Source organism: Piscinibacter sp. (assembly GCF_050175855.1).
GTDB lineage: Bacteria > Pseudomonadota > Gammaproteobacteria > Burkholderiales > Burkholderiaceae_C > Piscinibacter.
In genome coordinates this window covers 1-15,824 of sequence record NZ_JBFXIO010000061.1, presented here as the reverse complement: position 1 = coordinate 15,824, position 15,824 = coordinate 1, and the positions used below count along the sequence as shown (strand labels likewise).

The 15,824-nt window shown below is 69.4% G+C and carries 14 protein-coding genes; all 14 read left to right on the top strand.

Annotation, left to right across the window (positions count from 1 at the left end; translation table 11 throughout):
- Positions 1-367: aspartate-semialdehyde dehydrogenase (locus AB7U92_RS07140; RefSeq protein ID WP_428575485.1), on the top strand; the 367-nt coding region annotated here is incomplete at its 5' end.
- Between the two features lie 231 nt (positions 368-598).
- Positions 599-3,241, top strand: coding sequence for a FimV/HubP family polar landmark protein (locus tag AB7U92_RS07135; protein ID WP_428575484.1), 2,643 nt, complete (start codon positions 599-601; stop codon positions 3,239-3,241).
- A 43-nt stretch (positions 3,242-3,284) separates the two neighbouring features.
- Positions 3,285-4,070 carry a tRNA pseudouridine(38-40) synthase TruA gene (gene truA / locus AB7U92_RS07130; RefSeq protein WP_428575483.1) on the top strand — a complete coding sequence of 262 codons (786 nt, stop codon included), beginning with the start codon at positions 3,285-3,287 and terminating at the stop codon, positions 4,068-4,070.
- The gene (locus tag AB7U92_RS07125) at positions 4,067-4,714 is read left to right on the top strand and encodes a phosphoribosylanthranilate isomerase (RefSeq protein WP_428575482.1); all 648 of its coding nucleotides are present in this window, start codon (positions 4,067-4,069) and stop codon (positions 4,712-4,714) included. Before truA ends, AB7U92_RS07125 begins: the two co-directional genes overlap by 4 nt.
- A 15-nt stretch (positions 4,715-4,729) precedes the next feature.
- On the top strand, positions 4,730-5,977 hold the full coding sequence (trpB, locus tag AB7U92_RS07120; protein WP_428575481.1) for a tryptophan synthase subunit beta: 1,248 nt from the start codon (positions 4,730-4,732) through the stop codon (positions 5,975-5,977).
- Complete coding sequence (trpA, locus tag AB7U92_RS07115) at positions 5,974-6,771, top strand: tryptophan synthase subunit alpha (protein ID WP_428575480.1); 798 nt, start codon at positions 5,974-5,976, stop codon at positions 6,769-6,771. Before trpB ends, trpA begins: the two co-directional genes overlap by 4 nt.
- Positions 6,772-6,784: 13 nt before the next feature.
- Positions 6,785-7,657, top strand: coding sequence for an acetyl-CoA carboxylase, carboxyltransferase subunit beta (accD, locus tag AB7U92_RS07110; RefSeq protein WP_428575479.1), 873 nt, complete (start codon positions 6,785-6,787; stop codon positions 7,655-7,657).
- A gap of 176 nt (positions 7,658-7,833) precedes the next feature.
- A complete protein-coding gene (locus tag AB7U92_RS07105; protein ID WP_428575478.1) occupies positions 7,834-9,198 on the top strand; it encodes a UDP-glucose dehydrogenase family protein in 1,365 nt (454 codons plus the stop codon).
- Positions 9,199-9,312: 114 nt separating this feature from the next.
- Positions 9,313-10,566, top strand: a complete 1,254-nt coding sequence (gene folC, locus AB7U92_RS07100; protein WP_428575477.1) for a bifunctional tetrahydrofolate synthase/dihydrofolate synthase — start codon at positions 9,313-9,315, stop codon at positions 10,564-10,566.
- 80 nt (positions 10,567-10,646) lie between these two features.
- Positions 10,647-11,417, top strand: a complete 771-nt coding sequence (locus AB7U92_RS07095) for an SPOR domain-containing protein (RefSeq protein WP_428575476.1) — start codon at positions 10,647-10,649, stop codon at positions 11,415-11,417.
- Between the two features lie 4 nt (positions 11,418-11,421).
- A complete protein-coding gene (locus AB7U92_RS07090; RefSeq protein ID WP_428575475.1) occupies positions 11,422-11,934 on the top strand; it encodes a CvpA family protein in 513 nt (170 codons plus the stop codon).
- 30 nt (positions 11,935-11,964) lie between these two features.
- The gene (gene purF, locus AB7U92_RS07085) at positions 11,965-13,488 is read left to right on the top strand and encodes an amidophosphoribosyltransferase (protein ID WP_428575474.1); all 1,524 of its coding nucleotides are present in this window, start codon (positions 11,965-11,967) and stop codon (positions 13,486-13,488) included.
- Entirely contained in the window at positions 13,488-14,723 is a 1,236-nt protein-coding gene (locus AB7U92_RS07080; RefSeq protein WP_428575473.1) for an O-succinylhomoserine sulfhydrylase, read from the top strand. The genes purF and AB7U92_RS07080 overlap by 1 nt, the downstream gene beginning before the upstream one ends.
- 13 nt (positions 14,724-14,736) lie before the next feature.
- Positions 14,737-15,824, top strand: a 1,088-nt coding sequence (gene gltX / locus AB7U92_RS07075) for a glutamate--tRNA ligase (protein ID WP_428575472.1), incomplete at its 3' end; no start/stop codon positions are given.

The window sequence follows — 15,824 nt, the reverse complement described above, 5'->3', positions numbered from 1 at the left end:
CGGCCAGGGCGAGGGCTTCGGCACTGCGGCCGTGCCGGTCGACGGCTTCTGCGTGCGCATCGGTGCGATGCGCTGCCACAGCCAGGCGCTGATGTTCAAGCTGAAGAAGGACGTGCCGGTCGCCGACGTCGAGGCCATGATCGCCGCCGACAACGCCTGGGTGAAGGTGGTGCCGAACACCCGCGAGGCCACGCTGAGGGACCTCACACCGGTGGCCGTGACGGGCACGCTGACGATCCCCGTTGGCCGCATCCGCCAGCTGGCGATGGGGCCGCAGTACCTGGGCGCGTTCACCATCGGCGATCAGCTGCTGTGGGGCGCGGCCGAGCCGCTGCGCCGCATGCTGCGCATCCTGGTCGAGGCCTGAGTCAGTGGGCGCCAACGGTCCGCCGTTGGCGCGCTGCAACATTTGTCACGCTCGAGGCTCGCTCGATCGATAAGCGCGGAATATCAGCCAATGCATGAGCTTGTCTTCGTATCCTCTTGATGTTATTGTGATTTCTAGCTCTTCGCGTGAGGTGCGGATGTCCTGCGCCGGTAACCGACTCGACAGCCGCCGGCTGTTCACATGCCCGGCTGGGTCCTATTGGGAGACGCCTTGAAATCAAACTCGACCTTCTCAGGGCGCTGGGCCCTGACCGGTGTGGCCGCCGCGACCCTGTGGCTTGCCGCATCGAATGCGTACGCGCTGGGTCTGGGCAGGCTTTCCGTGCAGTCGGCACTGGGCGAGGCGCTGCGGGCCGAGATCGACGTCACCAGCCTGACGCCCGAAGAGGCCGGCACCCTGCGCGTGCGCGTGGCCACGCCCGAGGCCTATCGCGCTGCCGGCGTCGAATACAACCCCGTGCTGCCGGCCACCAACGTCGAGCTGCAGCGCCGCGCCGACGGCCGGCCCTACCTGCGCGTGACCAGCGATCGCGCGGTGCAGGAGCCCTTCGTCGACGTGATCCTCGACATCTCCTGGGCCAGCGGCCGGCTGGTGCGCGAGTACACCATGCTGTTCGACCCGCCGGCGATGGCCCGTGCGCCGGCGCCGGTGCCGAGCGCGCCGGCCACTGCGCCGGTGATCGCTGCGGCGCCGCCGGCCCCTGCGGCGGCACCCGCACCCACCCCGCGTGCCAGCCGGCCCGTCGCCGAGACGCGACCGGCCGCTGCGCCCGCGCCTGCCGCGGCTGCACCTGCTGCGGCCCCGGGGGGCACCGCGGATGAGTACACGGTGCGCCAGGGCGATACGCTCTCCCGCATCGCCGGCAAGACGCGCCGCTCGGGCGTGTCGCTCGACCAGATGCTGGTCTCGCTGTTCCAGGCGAATCCGGACGCGTTCGTCGGCAACAACATGAACCGGCTGAAATCCGGGGTCGTGCTGTCCGTGCCCAGCGCGGACGAGGCCAAGGCTGTTTCACCGGCGGAAGCGCGGCAATTGATCCAGGCGCAGAGCGCCGACTTCGGCGCCTACCGCCAGCGCCTGGCCGGTGCCGTGCCTGCGGCTCGCGACAGCGGCCCGGCGCGCCAGGCCACGGGTACCGTGCAGACCGAGGTGCAGGACCGCAAGCAGGCCGCCGCACCCGCCCCCGACAAGCTCACGCTGAGCAAGGGTGCGGCCGGAAAGGCCTCCGCCGAGGAGCAGATCGCCAAGTCGGCAGAGAAGAAGGACACGGCCACCCGGGTGGCCGAACTCTCGAAGAACGTGGCCGAGCTGAAGAAGCTCGGTGACGAAGCGGCCAAGGCCAAGCCCGCGCCGGCAGCACCCGCCGCGGCGCCGGCGCCAGCCTCCGCGCCGGTGAGCGTCACCGTGCCCGTGAAGCCGCCCGTGGCCGCAGCACCGGCGCCCGCATCCGCACCGGTCGTCGCCGCAGCGCCTGCTCCAGCTCCGGCGCCGGCATCGGCCCCGGTCATCGCAGCGGCTCCGGCATCCGCCGCGGCGCCGGTGGCTGCGGCCTCGCTGCCCACACTCGTGGCTATGCCGGCCGCCTCGGACGCGGTTGTTGCCGCCGCGCCGGCTGCATCGGTGGCCGCGCCACCCAAACCCGCTGCACCGCCGGCCGTACCGGCAGCCGTGCCCGCGGAAGAGCCGAGCTTCATCAGTTCGCTGCTCGACGACAACCCGATGGCCCTGGTCGGCGGCGGCCTGCTGGTTGCTTTGCTGGCCGGCTTCGGCGTCTACCGCTTCACCCGCCGAAGCAAGAAGGACAGCGGGGAGACTTCGTTCCTCGAGAGCCGGCTGCAGCCCGATTCCTTCTTCGGCGCCAGCGGCGGCCAGCGCATCGACACGCGCGATGCGGGTGGCAATTCGTCGTCGATGAGCTACTCGCTGAGCCAGCTCGACGCCATTGGCGACGTCGATCCTGTGGCCGAGGCCGACGTGTACCTGGCCTACGGGCGCGACCTGCAGGCCGAGGAGATCCTGAAGGAGGCGATGCGCGGCAACCCCGATCGCATGGCCATTCGCACCAAGCTGCTGGAGGTCTACGCCAAGCGCCGCGACACCAAGGGCTTCGAGTTGCTCGCCACCCAGCTGTATGCGCTGACGCAGGGGCAAGGCGAAGACTGGGCGAAGGCCCAGGAACTCGGCCTCCAGATCGACCCGGAGAACCCGCTGTACCAGCCGGGCGGCGCCCCGGCCGGTGGCACCGCGGGCTCGGGCGCGATGATCGAGCCGCTGGGCGCGAGCACCATGCCGCAGTCGGTGCTGCCGTCACCGTCGCAGTACGGCGCCTCGGCGCTCGACACCCGGCCCGCGCCCGACGCCGGCGTGGACCTCGACCTCGACATCGGTACCGATGCGCCCCCGGGGCCGACCGAGCCGGTGCCGCTGCAAAGCACCCAGCCTTTCGCGGCCGCGCCGCAGGACGATGCAACGCTCGATTTCGGCTCGGCGGATCTCACGCTGCCCGATATCGCTGCGGAGCCGTCTGCGGCACCGGCCCCGGCGCCCGCGCCGTCGGTGGAATTCGATCTGGCCGGCATCTCGCTCGACCTCGACCTGCCGGCCGGCGATGCGCCCGCGGCAGCCGCTCCGTCGGGCCCGACCACCGTGCCCTCGGGCTTCGGCGACTCCGGCCTGTCGGGCTTCGACGAGGACGACGCGGCCGACCCGCTGTCGCGCAAGCTCGAACTGGCAGAAGAGTTCCGCCAGATCGGCGACATGGAAGGCGCGCGCGACCTGCTGCAGGAAGTGGTGTCCAAGGCCTCCGGCTCGCTGAAGTCGAAGGCCCAGGGCATGCTCGAGCAGCTGGGTTGATGCACGGGCGCCTCGGCGCCCGCGTCGCCCTGCGGAGCCGGCCGTGAGGGTCGCCCTCGGCGTCAGCTACCGCGGCACCGCCTACCAGGGCTGGCAGAGCCAGCCAGGCGGCAACACCGTGCAGGACCGGCTGGAGCAGGCGCTCGCCAGCTTTCTCGACGCCCCGGTGCGGGTGATGTGCGCCGGCCGCACCGATGCCGGCGTGCACGCGCTCAACCAGGTCGTTCACCTGGACACGGAGGCTGCCCGGGAGCCGTTCTCGTGGGTGCGCGGCACCAACCGCTTCCTGCCCGACGACATCGCGGTGCAATGGTGCCGCCTCGTCGACGACGACTTCCACGCCCGCAACAGCGCGCTCGGCCGGCGCTACGTCTACGTGATGCGCGAATCGCCGGTGCGGCCGTCGCTCGAGGCCGGTCTGGTGGGCTGGAGCTTCCGCCCGCTCGACGGCGAGGCGATGCGCAGCGCCTCGCAGCTACTGATCGGCGAGCACGACTTCTCCGCCTTCCGCTCCGCCGAGTGCCAGGCGGCCTCGCCGGTGAAGACGCTGCGCCGAATCCACCTCGAACGGCATGGCGCCTACTGGCGCTTCGAGTTCGAGGCCAGCGCCTTCCTGCACCACATGGTGCGCAACATCCTCGGCTGCCTGGTGGCGGTGGGCGCCGGGACGCGCGACGCCCGCTGGCTGGCCGGCGTGCTGGCCGCGCGCGACCGCAGCCTGGCGGCGCCGACCTTCCCGGCCGACGGCCTGTACTTCGCCGGACCGTACTACGATCCGACGCTGGCGCTGCCGGAAGTCGCGGCGGCAATGGACTGGCTGCCCGGATGAACCAGCGCACGCGCATCAAGATCTGCGGGCTGACCCGCGAGGCCGACGTCGACGCTGCCGTCGAGGCGGGGGCGGACGCGATCGGTTTCGTGCTCTATGCGAAGAGCTCGCGCCACGTCAGTGCGGCGCGTGCCGCCGAACTGGCCCGCCGGCTGCCGCCGTTCGTGATGCCCGTGGCTCTGCTGGTCAATGCGAGCGCTGCCGAGCTGGCCGAGGCGGTGGCTGCGCTTCCCCAGTGCCTTCTGCAGTTCCACGGCGACGAGACGGTGTCCGACTGCGAACGCCCGGGCCGGGCCTACCTGCGGGCCGCCCGGATGGACCCTGGGCTCGATTTGGTAGACTTTGCCCAGCAGTTCGCCAGCGCCCAGGCCATCCTGCTCGACGCGCACGTCGAGGGGTATGGCGGCGGCGGAAAGGTCTTCGATTGGTCTCTCATCCCCGCCAACGTGCCCCGTCCGGTCGTTTTGTCTGGTGGGTTGCATGCCGGAAATGTGATCGAAGGCATTCTTCAGGTGCGGCCCTGGGCCGTTGACGTGAGTTCCGGCGTGGAGGCAGCGAAGGGCGTCAAGGACGCCACCCTGATGCGCCGGTTCTGCGAGGCGGTGCGCGAGGCCGATGCGCGCATCGCGGACTCCGAGACCTGAACACTTTCCACCACCATGTTGAATTACCAGCAGCCCGATGAGCGGGGGCACTTCGGCGTCTATGGCGGCACCTTCGTGGCCGAGACGCTCATCCATGCGCTCGACGAACTGAAACAGGCCTACGACGAGGCCCGTGCCGACCCGGCCTTCATGGCCGAATTCCGCTCCGAACTGGCCCACTTCGTCGGCCGGCCCAGTCCGGTCTACCACGCCGAGCGGCTCAGCCGCGAACTCGGCGGCGCGCAGATCTACCTCAAGCGCGAGGACCTGAACCACACCGGCGCGCACAAGGTGAACAACACCATCGGCCAGGCGATGCTCGCCCGCCGCATGGGCAAGCCGCGCGTGATCGCCGAAACCGGCGCCGGCCAGCATGGCGTGGCCACGGCGACCATCTGTGCCCGCTACGGTATGGAGTGCGTGGTGTACATGGGCAGCGAAGACGTCAAGCGCCAGTCGCCCAACGTCTACCGCATGCACCTGCTCGGCGCGAAGGTGGTGCCCGTCGAGTCCGGCAGCAAGACGCTGAAGGATGCGCTCAACGAAGCGCTGCGCGACTGGGTCACCAACGTCGAGAACACCTTCTACATCATCGGCACGGTGGCCGGCCCGCACCCCTACCCGATGATGGTGCGCGACTTCCAGCGCGTCATCGGCGACGAGTGCCTGGTGCAGATGCCCGAGATGATCGGGCGCCAGCCCGATGCGGTGATCGCCTGCGTGGGCGGCGGCAGCAACGCGATGGGCATCTTCTATCCCTACATCCCGCACGAGGGCACGCGCCTGATCGGCGTGGAAGCGGCGGGGCAGGGCCTGGCCAGCGGCAAGCATGCGGCGTCCATGTCCGCTGGCACGCCCGGCGTGCTGCACGGCAACCGCACCTACCTGCTGCAGGACGCCAACGGCCAGATCACCGAGACGCACTCGATCTCGGCCGGCCTCGACTACCCCGGCGTCGGCCCCGAGCATGCCTACCTGAAGGACATCGGCCGCGCCGAGTACGTCGGCATCACCGACGACGAGGCGCTCTCGGCCTTCCACCGCCTGTGCCGCACCGAGGGCATCATCCCGGCGCTCGAATCCAGCCATGCGGTGGCCTATGCAATGAAGCTGGCGCCGACGATGCGCAAGGACCAGCACCTGCTCGTGAACCTCTCAGGCCGTGGCGACAAGGACATCGGCACGGTGGCCGACCTGTCCGGTGCCGAGTTCTACTGCCGGCCGTCGTGCCGCGGGCAGAGCGTGAAGGGTGGTGCACTGTGAGCCGCATCGCCGCCACCTTCGAGGCGCTGCGCGCGCGCGGCCGCAAGGCGCTGATCCCCTATGTGACGGCCGGTGATCCGTACGCCGACGCCAGCGTCGACATCATGCTGGCGATGGCGAAGGCCGGCGCCGACGTGATCGAACTCGGCGTGCCGTTCTCCGACCCGATGGCCGACGGCCCGGTGATCCAGAAGGCCTCGGAGCGCGCGCTCGCCAAGGGCATCGGCATGCCCCAGGTGCTGCAGATCGTGCGCGACTTCCGCGCCCGCGACGCCAAGACGCCGGTGGTGCTGATGGGCTATGCGAACCCGGTGGAGCGCTATGGCGTCGACCGCTTCGTGGCCGACGCGGCAGCGGCCGGCGTGGACGGCGTACTGGTGGTCGACTACCCGCCGGAAGAGTGCGAGGCCTTCGCCGGCAAGCTCGGCGCGAAGGGCCTGGACATGATCTTCCTGCTCGCGCCCACCTCCACCGAGCAGCGCATCCGCGAGGTCGGCCGCATCGCCAGCGGCTATGTCTACTATGTGTCGCTCAAGGGCGTGACCGGCGCCGGCCACCTCGACACCGCCGCGGTGGCCGGGATGGTGCCGCGCATCAAGCAGCACGTGAAGCTGCCGGTGGGCGTGGGCTTCGGCATCCGCGATGCGCAGACGGCGCGGGCGGTGGCCGCGGTCTCCGATGCCGTGGTGATCGGCTCGGCGCTGGTGCAACTGCTCGAGACGCTCGACCGCGGCAGCGTGGCGGCCGCGGCGGCCGACTTCATCGGCGGCATCCGTGCCGCCCTCGACTCCTGAAAGGACCCGTTCCATGAGCTGGCTTGAGAAACTGCTGCCCCCGAAGATCCAGCAGACCGACCCGAGCGAACGGCGCACGGTGCCGGAAGGGCTGTGGATCAAGTGCCCCTCGTGCGAGACGGTGCTCTACAAGTCCGACCTGGAGCAGAACGTCAACGTCTGCCCGAAGTGCGGCCATCACCACCGCATCGGCGCGCGTGCCCGGCTCGATGCCTTCCTCGACGCCGAGGGCCGCTATGAGATCGGCCAGGAGGTGCTGCCGGTCGATGCGCTGAAATTCAAGGACAGCAAGAAGTATCCCGAGCGACTGAAGGACGCGCTCGAAGCCACCGGCGAGACCGACGCGCTGGTGGTGATGGGCGGCTCGGTGATGAGCCTGCCGGTGGTGGCGGCCTGCTTCGAGTTCGACTTCATGGGCGGTTCGATGGGCTCGGTAGTCGGCGAGCGTTTCGTGCGCGGCGTGGAGACAGCAGTCGAGCAGAAGACGCCGTTCGTCAGCTTCACCGCCACCGGTGGAGCGCGCATGCAGGAGGGCCTGCTCAGCCTGATGCAGATGGCCAAGACCAATGCCGCGCTGACGCGCCTGGCGAAGGCGCGCCTGCCCTACATCAGCGTGCTCACCGACCCGACCATGGGCGGCGTGTCCGCCAGCTTCGCGTTCATGGGCGACGTGGTCATCGCCGAGCCTCGCGCACTGATCGGCTTCGCCGGCCCGCGCGTGATCGAGAACACCGTGCGCGAGAAGCTGCCCGAAGGCTTCCAGCGCGCCGAGTTCCTGGTCGAGAAGGGCGCGATCGACATGATCATCGACCGGCGCGAGCTGCGCAGCGTCGTCGCCCGTTCGATGGCGATGTTGCAGGGGCTGAGCGCGGACGCGATGGCCTGAGTACGGACCTTCTTCACGGGCCGTGACCTTTCGCCGGGACGATCCTCGCAATTGGGGGGGCACCGCGATCGTGACCGCGTGAGACACTCGACCGCCGTCCGACATGGAGGCCGCCTCACGCTCGTCTCGCGGTCTGCTTCGGACAGGCCACATGTCCAATCGAAGAAAGTCACTTGATGAAGATCACTGTCGTAGGTACCGGGTACGTCGGTCTCGTCTCGGGCGCTTGTCTGGCCGACATGGGCAACGACGTTCTGTGCCTCGATGTCGATGCCGACAAGATCGCCGGCTTGCAGAAGGGTCGCCTGCCGATCTACGAGCCGGGACTCGAACGCATCGTCAACCAGAACGTCGAGGCGGGTCGCCTGCACTTCACCACCGACGTCAAGGCGGCGGTGGATCATGGCACGCTGCAGTTCATCGCAGTCGGTACACCGCCAGACGAAGACGGCTCGGCCGACCTGAAATACGTGCTGGAGGCGGCGCGCAACATCGGTCGGCACATGACCGACTACAAGGTCGTTGTCGACAAGAGCACGGTGCCGGTCGGCACAGCTGACAAGGTGAAGGCGGCGATTGCCGAGGAACTTGCGCGGCGCAATGTGCAAGGTCGCTATGGGGTGGTCTCCAATCCCGAGTTCCTGAAGGAAGGTGCGGCCGTCGAGGACTTTATGCGCCCCGACCGTATCGTGGTCGGGGCCGAGGATGAGCAGGCGATTCTGCTGATGCGGGCGCTCTACGCGCCGTTCCAGCGCAGCCACGAGCGTCTGATCGTGATGGATCTGCGCTCGGCCGAACTGACGAAATACGCGGCCAATGCGATGCTGGCCACTCGCATCTCGTTCATGAACGAGATGTCGCTGCTGGCCGAGCGGCTCGGGGCCGACATCGAACAGGTTCGCAAGGGGATCGGCAGCGATCCGCGTATCGGTATCAGCTTTCTCTATGCCGGTTGCGGATACGGTGGTTCGTGCTTCCCGAAGGACGTGCAGGCAATCATCCGCACGGCCGACGGCGTCGGGCAGTCTCTCAAGGTGCTTCGCGCCGTCGAGGATGCGAACGAGCGCCAGAAGTCCGTCCTCATCGACAAGATTGTTCGCCGCTTCGGCGAGGATCTGTCCGGACTGAACTTCGCGATCTGGGGGCTGGCCTTCAAGCCGGATACCGACGACATGCGTGAGGCTCCCAGCCGGGTGATCGTCGGCGAACTGCTGCGTCGTGGAGCAAAGTTGCAGGTGTTCGATCCCGTCGCGATGGACGAAGCCAAGCGCGTGTTCGGCCCGCACGACGGACTCACCTTCGTCGACAAGAACATGGCCGCACTCGAGGGCGCGGATGCGCTGGTCATCGTGACCGAGTGGAAACAGTTCCGCAGCCCGGACTTTGCTGCGATCAAGTCGATGCTGCGCCATCCGATCATCTTCGACGGGCGCAACATGTACGCACCCGAACTGCCGGAGGCCGCGGGCCTGGAGTACCACGCCATCGGCCGCATCACGGCTGCGTCCCGGGCCTTGCTGGCGCAAGGCACAATCGCCTGATCGATCCGCGCTCTTCCGGCGCGCCCCGCAGCACGGTGCTCGCCGGGGGCCGCGGGCCGGCCCGACTCCATGGCACCGAGATCGCTCCCCGAATGGCTGGCGTACTGCGCCGGCATGCATCCCACCGAAATCGACCTGTCGCTGGAGCGGGTGGTCGAGGTCAAGGCTCGGCTCGGGCTCGGCTTCGAGGTGCCGGTGATCACCGTCGCCGGGACGAATGGCAAAGGGTCGACCTGCGCGATGCTCGAAGCGATTGCCTTGCAGGCCGGCTACCGCGTCGGCCTTTACGCGAAGCCGCATCTGGTGCACTTCGAAGAGCGCTGCCGCATCGACGGGCGCATGGTCGGCGAAGCGGACCTGCTTCCCCACTTCGAGGCGGTGGAGTCGGCCCGGCGCGAGATCACGTTGAGCATCTTCGAGTTCACCACGCTGGCGATCGCGCGATGCCTCGCCCATGCGCCGCTGGACGTCGTCATCCTCGAGGTGGGCATGGGCGGGCGCTTCGACGCCGTCAATGCCTTCGACAGCGATTGCGCCATCATCACCAGCATCGACCTCGACCACATGGAGTTTCTCGGCCCCGACCGCGAGTCGATCGGGCGGGAGAAGGCCGGCATCATGCGCCGCGGCAAACCGGCCGTGGTGAGCGACCCGGTGCCGCCGGCCAGCGTCCTTGCCGAGGCCGAGCGCGTCGGCGCCGACCTGTGGCTGTCCGGACGCGACTTCAGCTACGCGGGTGATCGTCAGCAGTGGAACTGGGCCGGCCGCGAGCGACGCTACAACGGGCTCGCCTACCCGGCGCTGCGGGGCGCCAACCAGCTGCTGAATGCGGCCGGCGTGCTGGCGGCCTTCGAGGCAATGCGCGACAGGCTGCCCATCACGGCGCAGGCCGTGCGCAACGGTCTGGCGCTGGTGGAACTGCCGGGCCGGTTCCAGATTGTCGCCGGCCAGCCGACCCTGGTGCTCGACGTCGCGCACAACCCGCACTCGGTCGCCGCGCTGGCGCAGAACCTCGACCAGATGGGTTTCTACCCGCGCACACGCGCGGTGTTCGGCGCCATGCGCGACAAGGATCTCGCGGCCATCCTCGGCAAGCTGGCGCCGCTCGTGGACGACTGGCACTTCACCGACCTGCCGATCGCGCGGGCGGCGAAGGCGGACGAACTGGCTGCGCTGCATGCCGCTCTGGGCTGCAAGGGGCCGGGGCCGGTGGGCGTGCACCGGCATGCGGATCCCTCGCAGGCACTGGCCGCCGCCCTCGCCGAGGCAGACCCCGCTGATAGAATCGTGGTCTTCGGATCGTTCTACACCGTCGGCGGCGTGTTGAAGGACGGCCTGCCCCGGCTCGGGGCGCGGCACGTCGGCTGAGCGCCGCGGCCAGCGGCCTCCCACCTGCAGGCGGGGTGTGACGGCCCGGCCCACCCACCCCAACGCACCTCAAGCACCGCATGGGTCTGCTGTCGTTCTTCCAGCGCCGCTCGAACGCTGCCGAAGCTTCCCCGCGGTCGGCCGGGGCGCATGACGAGGTCGCGCTGGCCCGCACCCGCGCCCGGCGCCGGCTGATGGGGGCCGCGGTGCTGGTGATGGCCGGCGTCATCGGCTTCCCGCTGGTGTTCGAGACCCAGCCGCGGCCGGTGCCAGTGGACATCCCGATCGAGATCCCGCGCAAGGACGGATCGCCCGCGCTGGCGATGCCACCCGCGCGTGCGCCGGCCGCAAAGGCATCCGGCGTGATCGTCGCCTCGCCGCGCGACGAAGCGGCGGCCCCGGCCGAAGCCCCGCGCGAGCCGGTGGCCACGGCCAGCGCGGCTGCCGCCCGGCAGCCGGCGTCGACCGCGGAGGCGAAGAGGCCGGAGGCCGAGTCGCCGCGCGCACCGGCCGCGGCCGCCGCCAACGACGCAGCCCGTGCGAAGGCGCTGCTCGAGGCCCGGCCCGAGCCGAAACCGGCGCAGGCCAAGGCCGCGCCTGCCGCCGAGCCGGCACGCGAGGGTGGCCGCTTCGTCGTTCAGGCGGGCGCCTTTGCCGATGCTGCCGCGGCCCGCGAGATGCGCGCCAAGCTGGAGAAACTCGGCCTGAAGAGCTACACGCAGGTGGTCGAGACGTCCGCGGGCAACCGCACGCGCGTGCGCGCCGGCCCCTTCGCGACGCGCGAGGAAGCCGAGAAGGCGCTGGCCAAGGCCAAGGCCGCAGGGGTCGGCGCCGTGGTGCTCACGCTCTGAGCGCATGGCCATGGACTTCACGCAGATCGGCTGGGTCGACGCCACGCTGCTGGCGGTGCTGGTGGTGTCGGTGATCGTCGGCCTGATCCGCGGTTTCGTCTTCGAGGTGCTGTCGCTGGCCGGCTGGGTGGCCGCCTGGTTCGCGGCGCAGTGGTTCGCGCCGGTGGCTGCGCCCTACCTGCCGATCGGCGCGCCCGGCTCGGCCATCAACCTGGGTGCGGCGTTCGCCGTCGTCTTCGTGGTGGCGCTGATCGTCTGGGCGATCGCGGCGAGGCTGATCCGGCTGCTGCTGCATGCCACGCCGCTGTCGATCCCGGATCGCGGCCTGGGGGCGCTGTTCGGCGCGCTGCGCGGGGTGGTGCTGCTGCTGGCGGTGGCCGCGGTGGTCGGGCTCACGCCGGCGGTGAAGTCCGGTGCCTGGCAGCAGTCGCGCGGCGCCGGCGTGCTCGCCGCCATGCTCGAGGGTTTGATGCCGTTGCTGCCGCCCCAGGTGGCGGCGCAGCTGCGCCGGGCATGATGGCCGGCGGGATGAACAGGAGTCAGTGACATGTGTGGCATCGTCGGTGTGATCTCGCGTTCGCCGGTCAACCAGCTGATCTACGACGCGCTGCTGCTGCTGCAGCACCGCGGGCAGGACGCCGCGGGCATCGTCACGATGCAGGGTACCAAGTGCTTCATGCACAAGGCGCGCGGCATGGTGCGCGACGTCTTCCGCACTCGCAACATGCGCGCGCTGCCGGGCAAGGTCGGCCTCGGCCAGGTCCGCTACCCCACGGCGGGCAACGCCTACAGCGAGGAGGAGGCGCAACCGTTCTACGTCAACGCGCCGTTCGGCATCGTGCTCGTGCACAACGGCAACCTGACCAACGCGCACTCGCTGAAGCAGGAGCTGTTCGACATCGACCGGCGCCACATCAACACCGAGAGCGACACCGAGGTGCTGATCAACATCGTCGCGCACGAGCTCGAGCTCGCCGCGCGCGACCTGCCGCTGACCCCCGAGTCCATCTTCAAGGCCGTGGGTGCGGTGCACAAGCGCCTGAAGGGCTCGTACGCGGTGATCGCGCTGATCGCCGGCCACGGCCTGCTGGCCTTCCGCGACCCGTTCGGCATCCGGCCGCTGTGCTTCGGCGAAGGGCAGGGGCCCGAGGGCCGCGAGGTGATGGTGGCCAGCGAGTCGGTAGCGCTGGAGGGCACGGGGCACAAGCTCGTACGCGACGTGGCGCCGGGCGAGGCGATCTTCATCGACCTCGAGGGCCGCCTGCACGCACAGCAGTGCGCCGAGCACCCGACGCTCAACCCTTGCATGTTCGAGTTCGTCTACCTCGCCCGGCCCGACTCGGTGATGGACGGGATCTCCGTTTACCAGGCCCGCCTCAACATGGGCGAGACGCTGGCCCAGCGGCTGATCTCGACCATGCCGCCGAGCGAGATCGACGTGGTGATCCCGATCCCGGAGTCGAGCCGGCCGTCGGCGATGCAGCTCGCGCAGAAGATCGGCAAGCCCTACCGCGAAGGCTTCGTGAAGAACCGCTACGTGGGCCGCACCTTCATCATGCCGGGGCAGGGCATGCGCAAGAAGTCGGTGCGCCAGAAGCTCAACGCCATCGCCAGCGAGTTCAAGGGCCGCAACGTGCTGCTGGTGGACGACTCGATCGTTCGGGGTACGACCTCCAAGGAGATCGTGCAGATGGCCCGCGACGCCGGCGCGCGCAAGGTCTACATGGCCTCGGCGGCGCCGCCGGTGCGCTTCCCCAACGTGTACGGCATCGACATGCCGACCAAGGACGAACTGATCGCCCACAACCGAAGCGCCGAGGAGATCCGCCAGTACATCGGTGCCGATGCGCTGATCTACCAGGACGTGGCCGCGATGAAGAAGGTGGTCGCCGCGCTGAACCCGAAGCTCGACGGTTTCGAGGCCTCGTGCTTCGACGGCGTTTACATCACCGGCGACATCTCCGCGGCCGATTTCGACACCCTCGCGGCGCAGCGCAAGAGCCAGGGCGACGAAGAGGAGGGCGGCGAACGCTCCCGGCTGGCGCTGCACAACGCCTCGGAGGCCGGCTGATGGGCGACAAGCGCATCCCGCGTGTCGAGCTGCCCGACGGCCTCCATCTCGACACGCTGGCCGTTCGCGAGGGTCTGCCGGCCAGCGCCTGGGGCGAGAACAGCGAGGCGCTGTTCCTCACCAGCAGCTTCCGCCAGCCCGACGCGGCCACGGCCGCGGCGCGCTTCGCCAACGAGGAAGAGGCGTTCATCTACTCGCGCTTCACCAACCCGACGGTGATGATGTTCGAGCGCCGTCTCGCGGCACTCGAAGGCGCGCAGGCCTGCATCGCCACATCGAGCGGCATGAGCGCCATCCTGCTGCTCGGCATGGGCCTGCTCAAGGCGGGCGACCACGTGGTCTGCTCGCAGAGCGTGTTCGGCTCGACCATCATGCTGTTCGGCCGCGAGTTCGCCAAGTTCGGCGTCGAGACGACCTTCGTGTCGCAGACCGACGTGTCGCAGTGGCGGGCCGCGATCAAGCCGAACACGAAGCTGCTGTTTGCCGAGTCGCCGACCAATCCTCTGACCGAGGTGTGCGATATCGCCGCGCTTGCGGCCATGGCGAAACAGGCCGGCGCCTGGCTGGCGGTGGACAACTGCTTCTGCTCGCCGGCGCTGCAGCGGCCGATCCAGTACGGCGCCGACCTCGTCATCCACTCCGGCACCAAGTACCTCGACGGCCAGGGGCGTGTGATCGCCGGCGCCATCTGCGCCGGCGAAGCGCTGGTCAACGAGAAGTTCGTGCCGGTGATGCGCAGCGCGGGCATGAGCCTCTCGCCGTTCAACGCCTGGGTCGTGCTCAAGGGGCTGGAGACGCTGTCCATCCGCATGGAAGCGCAGAGCCGACGCGCGCTCGAGCTGGCGCGCTGGCTCGAGGCGCAGCCGCAGGTGGAGCGCGTCTACTACCCCGGCCTCGAATCGCATCCCCAGCATGCGTTGGCGATGGCGCAGCAGTCGGGCAGCGGCGGCGCGGTGGTCTCGTTCGTCGTGCGTGGTCAGGCCGAGGGCGGCGCGCCGGAGGCACGGCGTCGTGCCTTCCACGTCATCGACCAGACGCGCGTGTGTTCCATCACCGCCAACCTCGGCGATACCAAGACCACCATCACCCACCCGGCGAGCACCTCGCACGGGCGTCTCACCGAAGAACAGCGCCAGGCCGCCGGCATCACGCAGGGCATGATCCGCGTGGCGGTGGGCCTGGACGACGTGCGCGACCTGCAGACCGACCTGCAGCGCGGCCTGGCCACGCTGTGACCCTCAAGCGACGATGACCCGAAGAGTCCGCACCCGCATCGCCCCGTCCCCGACGGGCTTCCTCCACCTCGGTACGGCGCGCACCGCGCTGTTCTCCTGGGCCTTCGCGCGCCATCATGGCGGCGACTTCATCCTGCGCATCGAGGACACCGACGTCGCACGCTCCACGCAGGAGGCCGTCGACCAGATCATCGCGGCGATGAAATGGCTGCGACTGGATTACGACGAGGGGCCGTTCTACCAGATGCAGCGCCTCGACCGTTACCGCGCCGTGATCGACCAGATGCTGGCAGCAGGCACGGCCTACCATTGCTACTGCACGCCCGAAGAGCTCGACGCGATGCGCGAAGCCCAGCGTTCGCGCGGCGAGAAGCCCCGCTACGACGGCCGCTGGCGGCCCGAGGCGGGCAAGACGCTGCCGCCGGTGCCGGCCGGTGCGAAGCCGGTGGTGCGATTCCGTAACCCGATCGACGGCGACGTGACCTGGAACGACATGGTCAAGGGGCCGATCACGATCAGCAATCGCGAGCTCGACGACCTGATCATCTGCCGGCCCGACGGCACGCCCACCTACAACTTCTGCGTCGTGGTCGACGACTGGGACATGCAGATCAGTCACGTGATCCGCGGCGACGACCATGTCAACAACACGCCGCGGCAGATCAACATCCTGCGCGCATTGGGCGCGGAACTGCCCGAGTACGGCCACGTGCCCATGATCCTCGGCCCGGACGGCGACAAGCTTTCCAAGCGCCACGGCGCGGTCAGCGTGATGCAGTACGAGGAGGCTGGCTACCTGCCCGACGCGATGGTCAACTACCTCGCCCGGCTGGGCTGGAGCCACGGTGACGACGAACTGTTCGACCGCCAGCAACTGGTGGCCTGGTTCGACGGCCGCCATCTGGCACGCAGCCCGGCGCAGTGGGACGCGGCGAAGCTCAACTGGGTCAACGCGCACGTCATCAAGCACACGCCCGATGCCGAGCTGGCGGCCCTCGTCGCGGTGCAGCTGGCCGCGCGCGGCGCGCCTGTGGCGGACGACGAACGGCTGATCCGCATGTGCGCACTGTTCAAGGACCGCTGCGCCACGCTGGCCGAGCT